At 69.5% G+C, this 8,209-nt stretch carries 9 protein-coding genes and 2 pseudogenes; 8 read left to right on the top strand and 3 right to left on the bottom strand.

From position 1 onward, the window contains the following. A pseudogene (locus AC6CID_RS21750) lies at positions 1 to 192 on the bottom strand (acyl-CoA dehydrogenase family protein); the annotation flags it as partial. Then, positions 104 to 706, bottom strand: a pseudogene (locus tag AC6CID_RS21745) (amidase family protein); the annotation flags it as partial. The pseudogenes AC6CID_RS21750 and AC6CID_RS21745, both read right to left, overlap by 89 nt. Positions 707 to 1,068: 362 nt before the next feature. On the opposite strand from AC6CID_RS21745, the gene AC6CID_RS21740 reads away from it, so the two are divergent. The 8 genes from AC6CID_RS21740 to AC6CID_RS21705 are packed head-to-tail and all read left to right on the top strand — an operon-like array spanning position 1,069 to position 7,348. Beyond that, a complete protein-coding gene (locus AC6CID_RS21740; protein ID WP_006551167.1) occupies positions 1,069 to 1,446 on the top strand; it encodes a cupin domain-containing protein in 378 nt (125 codons plus the stop codon). An 8-nt stretch (positions 1,447 to 1,454) separates the two neighbouring features. Continuing rightward, complete coding sequence (locus tag AC6CID_RS21735) at positions 1,455 to 1,967, top strand: dimethylamine monooxygenase subunit DmmA family protein (RefSeq protein ID WP_248846230.1); 513 nt, start codon at positions 1,455 to 1,457, stop codon at positions 1,965 to 1,967. Further along, positions 1,967 to 2,962, top strand: coding sequence for a PDR/VanB family oxidoreductase (locus tag AC6CID_RS21730; RefSeq protein WP_006551169.1), 996 nt, complete (start codon positions 1,967 to 1,969; stop codon positions 2,960 to 2,962). The genes AC6CID_RS21735 and AC6CID_RS21730 overlap by 1 nt, the downstream gene beginning before the upstream one ends. Beyond that, the gene (locus AC6CID_RS21725; protein ID WP_081263438.1) at positions 2,959 to 3,984 is read left to right on the top strand and encodes a heme-dependent oxidative N-demethylase family protein; all 1,026 of its coding nucleotides are present in this window, start codon (positions 2,959 to 2,961) and stop codon (positions 3,982 to 3,984) included. The genes AC6CID_RS21730 and AC6CID_RS21725 overlap by 4 nt, the downstream gene beginning before the upstream one ends. Beyond that, entirely contained in the window at positions 3,981 to 4,457 is a 477-nt protein-coding gene (locus AC6CID_RS21720) for a dimethylamine monooxygenase subunit DmmA family protein (RefSeq protein WP_006551171.1), read from the top strand. The genes AC6CID_RS21725 and AC6CID_RS21720 overlap by 4 nt, the downstream gene beginning before the upstream one ends. 24 nt (positions 4,458 to 4,481) lie before the next feature. Then, on the top strand, positions 4,482 to 5,462 hold the full coding sequence (locus AC6CID_RS21715; protein WP_064060929.1) for a heme-dependent oxidative N-demethylase family protein: 981 nt from the start codon (positions 4,482 to 4,484) through the stop codon (positions 5,460 to 5,462). 59 nt (positions 5,463 to 5,521) lie between these two features. Then, on the top strand, positions 5,522 to 6,733 hold the full coding sequence (locus AC6CID_RS21710; protein WP_498354445.1) for a winged helix DNA-binding domain-containing protein: 1,212 nt from the start codon (positions 5,522 to 5,524) through the stop codon (positions 6,731 to 6,733). Between the two features lie 9 nt (positions 6,734 to 6,742). Next, positions 6,743 to 7,348, top strand: a complete 606-nt coding sequence (locus AC6CID_RS21705; protein WP_006551174.1) for a GNAT family N-acetyltransferase — start codon at positions 6,743 to 6,745, stop codon at positions 7,346 to 7,348. A 22-nt stretch (positions 7,349 to 7,370) separates the two neighbouring features. Here the strand turns inward: AC6CID_RS21705 and thiD are convergent, their stop codons facing one another. Further along, positions 7,371 to 8,162: a bifunctional hydroxymethylpyrimidine kinase/phosphomethylpyrimidine kinase gene (gene thiD / locus AC6CID_RS21700; RefSeq protein WP_006551175.1), complete on the bottom strand. Its 792-nt coding sequence runs from the start codon at positions 8,160 to 8,162 to the stop codon at positions 7,371 to 7,373. Positions 8,163 to 8,209 lie beyond the last annotated feature (47 nt).

Genomic DNA, 8,209 nt, shown 5'->3' with positions numbered 1-8,209 from the left:
GGGATCGTCGAAGGCACGTTCGGCGACGCCGAGCATCTGGGCGGCGAGGATCAGCCGCTCGGTCGCCGGCCCGGGCATGAGCTGGGACCAGCCCTGGCCGACCTCACCGACCACCGAGTCGGCGGGCAACTCGCAGTCGGAGAAGTAGAGGTCGTCGACCTCGGTACCGTTCAGGGTGTCGATGCCCTTGACGGCAACGGTGCAGGAAATCGTCCATGCGGAGGCGGAATCCGTCCAGTGCCCGCGGGCACCGGCGACCTCGGCGCTGGTCAGCTGCATCGCGGCTCGCGGACTCGCCCGCTCGTAGCGGGGTCAGCAGCTCCGGATCGTCGAGCAGATGGGCGCGTTCGCGCAGCCCGTCGTCGAGCACGAGCGGCCCGAAGATCTCGTTCCACCCCTGGATCGGGATGTCGGTCTCGACGACCTCGTGCCCGAGATCCGACAGGATTCCGGCGACGGTCTCGACGGTGCGGGCGACCGCGGGATCGACCGGACGTCCGTCCGGGCGCCGGAAGAAGGCGATCCGCCGGTGCCGCACCGCGGTGCGTTCGAAGGTCGTCTCGGCGAGGATCTCCGTCATGATGCGGGTTTCGTCCACCGTCCAGGCCGGCGGGCCGGCGGTGACGAAATCAGTCATCGCGCGGAAACCCCGTTCGTCCGCGCACGATCCGGTGGTCGGCTTGAACCCGACGAGCCCGCGGCGCGCAGCCGGGCGACGGCACCGGAGTCGGACCGGGCGATCCGCCCGCGCTGGGTCGGACTACGTCTGGTACGCGCAGGACGCCCTGCAGGAGACGCCCATACCGCTCGAACGGGCCGCCGAGATCGTCACGCGTATCTGGCATCGCGCCCTCTTCGATCCCGGCCGCTGACGGATGTTCCGTCCAGGTTCCGGGGAACCTCCTCGAGGGTCCGGATTCCCTTGCCCTCGAGAGGAATCGGTTACGCGCGTTAACAGAACTGCAACCATCGCTGCGTTTCTTCCCATTATCGTCTGTTTCACGTCAGCGATCGACGTTCTCATTGCACACCGCGCGTTCGCGCATTCCTTCCCTTTGAGGAGTTGCCATGTCCGAGACCACCACCGTGCCCGCATTCCGAGTGACCTCCGGTTTCTGGAAGAACCTCCCGCAGATGTCGGTCGACGAGTTCCCGGGAACGAAGGGCTACATCGACGACGTCCACCCGAATCCCGAAGGCTGCCCCATGGCCTCCGGCTACTTCCGTCTCGAACCCACCGAGGCGCCCCTCGACTACACCTACGAATACGACGAGATGAAGGTCGTCCTCGACGGCGAGTTCCGCCTCGAGAACCTCGACACCGGCCAGGTCGAGATCGCCCGTGCGTACGACGCGATCTTCTTCCCCAAGGGATCCCGCATCCGCTTCACCACCCCCGAAGGCGCGCTCGCCTTCTACGTCGGCCTCCGCTCCTTCGCGCCCTAGGAGATGCCGTGAACGTCTGTATGGACACCACCAGTGTGCCGAGGTGGGACGAGGAACGGAGCATCGCCGGCGGGGGACGGACCTTCACGATCCTGTCCTTCGGCGACGAGGCTGCCGAGCAGGCGCGGAATCTCTTGCTGTCCTTCGACGGTCGGCGGGTGGACTGGATGCGTCTGCCCGCCGAGTGGGGCGACACAGCTGCCCGCGTCCTCCGACGGCAGCTCGACGCCTCCCGGGTCGGCTGCCGACTCGTCCTCGTCGGATCCGAGGCCGCCGTCCTCGCCGCAAGGGCCGTGGCGGTGGCCGGCGGGCTCGTCGACGAGGAGATCATGCCCGTCCCGATCGACACCGCCGACCACGCGGTCTACTGCGCACACTGTCACACCACCCATCTCGCCGACGTCGAGGTCGGCCGGTGCACCACCTGCCCGAACTGCCGCGCGGAACTCGTGGTCTACCACCATGTCTCGCGTCACCACGCGGCCTACCTCGGCTACATGATCGACGCGGAGGAACGCTGATGACCCTGATGTCCGACAGCCCCGCAACGAACGTGCCGTCCGACGCCGGCCTGGTGCTGGCGGTCGACGAGGTCACCGCACTGACCCCGACCGTGCGGCACATGCGGCTGGTCGCGTCCGACGGCGCACTCCTGCCCTCCTTCACCCCGGGCAGTCACATCGTCGTGACCTGCGGAACCGGGCCGGAGGGGCAATCCCGCCGAAACTCCTACTCCCTCACCGGACCCGGTTTCGAGCCCGACCACTACGGCATCTCCGTACGGCTCGAGGAGGACGGCCGCGGTGGCTCCCGCTGGATCCACTCCCTGCGAGCGGGGGACAGGGTGCAGGTGAGCACCCCGCGCAGCGCCTTCGCCCCGGTCCTCACCGCGCGGCACCACCTGCTCGTCGCCGGCGGAATCGGCGTCACCCCGATCCTGTCCCACGTCCGCGCCGCCGTGCAGTGGGGCCGCTCGTTCGAGGTGCACTACGTCCACCGGGAGGGCGACGCCGCCCACCTCGACGACCTGGAGCAGCTGTGCGGCGACCGCCTCCACCTCCACACCGGCCGCGACGGCTTCTGGGAGCATATGGGACCCGCGCTGCTGGACCAGCCGATCGGCACCCACCTCTACGCGTGCGGCCCGGCTGCGCTCATCGACGAACTCACCGACCGTGCCGGTCGCGCCGGCTGGCCCGGCGCCCGCGTGCACTACGAGCACTTCGGGGTCGGCGACCTCGACCCCGGCGAACCGTTCACCGCACACCTCACCCGCAGCGGCGTCGACGTGGACGTCGCCTCGGGTGTCAGCCTCCTCGAAGCGCTCGGATCCCGCGGCATCGCGGTCCCCAGCCTCTGCCGTCAGGGCGTGTGCGGGGAGTGCCGGCTGCCCGTGGTGAGCGGCGACATCGAACACCGCGACCTGTATCTCGGCGCCGCCGAGAAGGAGGCCGGAGACTGCCTCATGCCGTGCGTCTCCCGCGCGAACGGACCCCGATTGGAGCTGGACCTGTGAGTACCACGATCGACCTCGAGGCCCTCGGCGACAGCGCGGCGATCCCCGACCGCATCGCCCGCTTCCCGTTCCCCTTCCCCCGCGACACCTACCGCTACAGCACCAACGTCGAACCCGCCGGCAGTGTCGTGGAGACACCCGTCGGGGGATGGGGGACCCACCCCGTCGACGTCGACGGCCGGTACCGGGAGGATCTCGCCGAACGCACCCGCATCCTCGCCGAGGACCCCACCCGGTTCCAGGCTCTGCCGCACATGGAGATCGCCCAGTGGGACGCGATGCTCACCCTCATGCGGATGCTCACCGACGCCCACCCCGAGAAGTTCTCGCTCGACGGGGACGGTGCGGCCCGGCGATTCACCAACCGGGCACTCGGCGTCGAACAGTCCTTCGTGTTCGGTGATCCGTCCACCCTGCCCGAACCACCCCTGCTGTTCGTCGGCAGGCACCTCCAGGAGGACGTCGTGCTGCTCGACCAGCGTGAGGGTGCCCTCTGGGGCGACGCCGGACTGGTGACCTTCGCCGCCGACTGGTCGCTGCGCTTCGACGTCGGCATGAGCTTCCTGCAGATCCACGGGCCCGTCCCGCGCGTGCACACCGAAGGGGTCATCCCGCGCGCCCAGCAGTTCCTCATGGGCCTGCAGCCCGGCCGGCAGTACCGCCGCACCAACTGGTCGCTCAGCGTCGACCGCCTCCTCGACCAGTCCACCGAGACCTATCCCGTGTGGGGACGCGACCGGCGGCTGCTCGCCGAGGGGCCGCTCGAGGACGTGGGGCGCCGGCTGAACCTGCGCGTCGAGGTCCAGCACCTCGTGCGCCTCGGTGTCTCCGGCGCGATCATGTTCCTCATCCGCACCTACCTGCTGCCCTTCGAGGACATCGCCCGCGTACCGGAATGGGCCGAGCGGTTGTGCCGTGTCCTCGAGGAGCTGCCCGAGGATATGGCCGACTACAAGGGCATCACCCGCACCCGCGAACCGGGGGTGCGCTGGCTCCGCACCTACGGGGGTGTGCGGACGTGAAGGCCTCCGGATTCGTCCACGGCGACCCACCCGCACTCGACCGTGCCGGTCGCGCCTTCCTCGTCCTCGCCGCGAGCGACTGCGAACTCGCGCGAAAGGCGGTGCGGCACTGGATGGCCGACGCCTCCGAACTTGGACGCGACGCCGCCGCCCTCTACGACCCGACACCCGGTCGCGCCGCCGAAGCGGTCGCCGCGCTGAGGGCGGGATCACGCATCCTCGTCGCCGGTCCGGCCGCCGAGGCCATGGCCTACACCGCCGCCGCCCGGCAGGCCGGCGCCCTGCCCTGCGAACTCATCACCTACGTCACGTCGACGGTGACGCTGACGGTTTTCTGCCCCCACTGCGAGACGACACAGCGGGCCGACGCGCGACCCGGCGACAGGATCTCGTGCGCCGGGTGCGGGATCTCCCTCGAGATCCGCCCGCACCTGTCGAGTCACCACGGCACCTATCTCGGAGCCGTCGCCTGACAGAACCGACCGGAAGGACCGAATGTGACCGTTACCAGCGACCTGTCCTATCTCCCGTGGCCTTTTCTCGAAGGTGAGAACAGATTCCGCTACGGGGTCAACGTCGAACCCGCTCGCCGCCGCGTCGACACGTTCGTCGGCGGCTGGGGCGAACACATCGTCGACCTCGGACCTGACTACGTCGAGATGATGGCCCTGCGACAGGGGATCCTCGAGCGGGACCCGCACCGGGTCCGCTACCTCCCGCACATGACCCCGGCCTCGTGGGACCTGCTGATGTTCTACTTCCGCGAGATGGCCGCGTCGTATCCCGACCTCATGACCCTCGACCGCCTCGGATCCGGATACCGTTGGCGCAACCAACCTCTCGGAATCGACTGCACCTTCGTCCCGGGTGATCCGGAGACGCTGCCCGAACACCCGCTGGTGTTCGTCGCCTGCCAGATCCCCGACGACGTCCTGCTCGTCACCGAACGCGACGGCCACTTCTACTTCGACGCCGCCGTGGTGACCTCCTCCGCCGACTGGTCGGTGAAGTTCGACATCGGCATGAGCATGCACGAGATCCACCGTCCCGTACCCGGTCTCACGCGCGACGGGGTCACCGACCGGGCCGAGCAGTTCCTGCGCCGGCTCACCGCCGACCAGCCCTACCGACGGGTGAACTGGACCTTCTCGGCCGTCGGCTCGCGGCGCCGCGACACGAGCCTCGAGACGATGCCCGAGTGGATGGACGACATCCCCCGCCTGATGGCCGAGAAGGACTGGGGGAGGATCCAGCTGCGCATCGAACTCGAGCACCTCATCCGGCTGCCGACGACCGGTGCGATCGTGTTCAACATCCGCACCTACATGGCACCCCTCGCCGAGATCGCCGCCTACCCGCAGTGGGCGTACCAGCTCGCCGACATCGTCGAGGAGCTGCCGCGCGAGATCGCGCAGTACAAGGGCATCGACGAGTACCGGATGGAGGCGATGGCCTGGCTGCGCGAACGAGCAGCCTGAGGCCGCGGGGCCCCTTCACCGCGCGCCCGAGGTCGGTGGCCGGTCCTACGATGACGGCCATGGCCGCACCCAGGATCGACGTGGACGAACGCCGGGCACGACTGGCCGTCCGGCACCGGTTGCATCCCGCCCACCGCGCCCCCGACGCCGTCGACGCGGCGACGTCCCTGGTGTGCCTGCACGGCACCGACCCGGCGACCGTCTACCTGTCGGCGTGGGCACGTGTGGACGGGTTCACCGTGGCCGACCTCGACAGGGCGCTCTACGACGACCGCACCATGGTCAAACGCATGGCCATGCGGCGCACCGTCTTCGTCGTCCCGCTCGACACCCTCCCGGTGGTGCAGGCCGGGGCGAGCGCCCGGGTTGCCGCCGCACAACGGCGCACGGTCGTCAAGGACGTCGTGAAGGCCGGATTGCACGACGACGGCGAGAGCTGGCTCGACGAGGTGAGCCGCCACATCCTCGCCGCCCTGGCCGACGGGCGGGAGGCGACATCGAGCGAGCTCAAGGCCGAGATCCCGCTCCTCGACGGCGCGCTGGAGTTCGGTGCCGGCAAATCCTGGGGTGGGCCGGTCACCTTCGCGCCTCGCGTGCTCACGGTGCTCTCCGCCGAGGGGAAAGTGGTCCGGGCGTCGAACAAGGGGTCGTGGCGGGTTTCGCGCCCCACCTGGACGACCACCGAGTCGTGGCTGGGCTCGGCCGTCGACCCCGTCGACGAGGCGACGGGTGTGCGCGAACTCGTGCGGATGTGGCTGCGCGCATTCGGTCCCGGCACCGAGGGGGATCTGAAATGGTGGCTCGGCTCCACCCTCACTGCCGTCCGCGCGGCCCTCGCCGAACTCGACGTGGTGGAGGTCGATCTCGACGGCCGTCCCGGCTACCTCCTGGCCGACGACGTGGACGAGCCCGCTCCCGTCGAACCGTGGGGTGCACTGCTGCCCGGTCTGGACCCCACGGTCATGGGGTGGACCGAACGCGAGTGGTATCTCGGGCCGTACAAGGAGGCGCTGTTCGACTCCAACGGCAACGCCGGTCCCACCGCCTGGTGGGACGGACGGATCGTCGGCACGTGGTGGCAGACCGACACGGGAGCGGTGAGCCTGCATCTGCTCGAGGACATCGGCGCCGAGGGCACCGCGGTGCTACGCGAGGAAGCCGCCCGCCTCGACGACTGGCTGGGTGGGGTGCGGGTGATGCCGCGGTTCCCCACGCCCCTCGCGAAGGAACTGGCGACGGAAGGCAGGTCGTCGGGCACGTCTTCGTCGTAGGCTGCCGACATGGCCGTCGAACCGAGAACCGCCACGCGCCGCGACATTCCGGTCTTCGCTCGGGTGATCGCCGAGGCGTTCTTCGACGATCCGGTCTTCGCGTGGATGTTCCCGGACGAGGAGCACCGTATCCGCCGCATGACCCGTTTCTTCGCCGCCGACGCCCGCCACCACATGGTGCCGTTGGGAGCCACCGACATCGCCGAGTCCGATGGGACCGTCGGAGGCGCGGCGATGTGGGCGCCGCCCGGACGATGGCGCACCGATGCGTGGACCTCCCTCCGCCTCCTGCCCGGCTTCTACGCCGCGCTCGGCCGCTACATGAAGCGGGGAGGGCAGGTCAACGTCACCCTCGACGCGGCGCATCCGGACGAACCGCACTGGTACCTGTCGACGATCGGCACCTCACCTGATGCGCGGGGGACCGGCCTCGGCAAAGCCCTGATGAAGGCCGGCCTCGACCGCGCCGACGCCGAACACGCCCCCGCCTACCTCGAGTCGAGCAAGGAATCGAACGTTCCCTACTACGAGCGGTTCGGGTTCGAGGTCACCCGCGCCATCGTCATCCCCGGTGGTGGGCCGACCCTGTGGGGGATGTGGCGGCAGCCGCGCTGACGGGATGCTTCCCGCCTTCGGATCAGGCGCCCTGCCAGACGGTGTCGAACGGGGTGTTGGCGGACACGCGGCCCTTGATCCCGGTCGTGACGAAATCCTTCGCGCGGGCCGCGGCGTCGGCGACCGACGCGCCCTTCGCGAGTTCGGCGGTGATCGCGGCGGCGAGGGTGCAGCCGGCGCCGGAGACACGCTCGTTGCCGACCTTCGGTGCCGTCAGGAGGGTGACCTCGGAGCCGTCGAACAGCACGTCCACGGCGTCCTCGCCGTCGAGTTCGACGCCGCCCTTCGCGACGACATACTTCGGGCCGAGGTCGTGGATGCGACGCGCCGCCTCGATGAGCTGGTCGACCGAGGTGATCTCGTCCATCCCGGACAGCGTCCGTGCCTCGAACAGGTTCGGGGTGACGACCGTGGCGTGGGGGAGCACCTGCGCGCGCAGGGCGTTGTCGGTGTCGAGGGCCGCGCCGGCCTCCTGGCCCTTGCAGATCAGGACCGGGTCGAGCACGACGTGCCGCCAGTCCTGCTTCTCGAGTCCCTCGGCGACGACGTCGATCGTCGCGGGCGTGCCCAGCATGCCGATCTTCACCACGTCGAGATTGTGGGCGGCGGTGGCGGCCTCGATCTGCTCGGCGATCACGTCGGCCGGGACGGGGAAGAAGCGGTGGCCCCAGTTGTTCTTCGGGTCGAACGAGACGATGCACGTCGTGGTGCCCACCCCGTACACACCGAGCTGCTGGAACGTCTTGAGGTCGACCTGCAGACCGGCGCCACCGGTCGCTTCCGAGCCGGCGATGACGTATGCGAGGTCGACCATGTGAGTGCTCCGTTCGGACTGGGTGACGGCGTTGCCACGGGATGTAC

Source organism: Rhodococcus sp. GQ147 (assembly GCF_059759155.1).
This window is presented reverse-complemented; position numbering and strand designations above follow the sequence as displayed.

Bases quoted from the DNA above. Each gene is read 5' to 3' on its own strand.
- AC6CID_RS21705 (WP_006551174.1), top strand. From the start codon at position 6,743: ATGGCCGTCGAACCGAGAACCGCCACGCGCCGCGACATTCCGGTCTTC.
- AC6CID_RS21740 (WP_006551167.1), top strand. From the start codon at position 1,069: ATGTCCGAGACCACCACCGTGCCCGCATTCCGAGTGACCTCCGGTTTC.
- thiD (WP_006551175.1), bottom strand. From the start codon at position 8,162: ATGGTCGACCTCGCATACGTCATCGCCGGCTCGGAAGCGACCGGTGGC.
- AC6CID_RS21710 (WP_498354445.1), top strand. From the start codon at position 5,522: ATGGCCGCACCCAGGATCGACGTGGACGAACGCCGGGCACGACTGGCC.
- AC6CID_RS21730 (WP_006551169.1), top strand. From the start codon at position 1,967: ATGACCCTGATGTCCGACAGCCCCGCAACGAACGTGCCGTCCGACGCC.